This is a genomic window from Roseovarius halophilus (ex Wu et al. 2025), assembly GCF_047086965.1.
Map to the genome: position 1 here is coordinate 1 of NZ_JBKOTX010000600.1, position 335 is coordinate 335.

Genomic DNA, 335 nt, shown 5'->3' on the forward strand with positions numbered 1-335 from the left:
GGCTCATGCCTCACCATGCTCGGTCAAAATGCCGATGATCTGCTCTTCTGTATATCTCGTTCGCTTCATTGTCCGTCCCTTCGTTTGGGTCGGACTCTAATTCCAAATGGAGGAAAAATCCCGTGGCAGGTCACGATGCCGGGGCCGGCAACGACAGCGTCGGCGGCGGCGACGACACCATGACCGGCGGCGACGGGGAAGATCGCTTCATCTTCAACTTCTTCAAGGACGGCGATGCCGATGTCATCACCGATTTCGAGGACGGCACCGACGGCTTCCTGATCCGCACGGTCAGCACGCTGGACGGCACGCCCAACATCGACAATGGCGGCAAC

Annotated in this window: 1 pseudogene; it reads left to right on the forward strand. The window is 59.1% G+C overall.

The features are described from left to right. Window positions 1-122: 122 nt before the first annotated feature. Window positions 123-335 (forward strand): annotated as a pseudogene (locus ACH107_RS33665) (hypothetical protein); the annotation flags it as partial.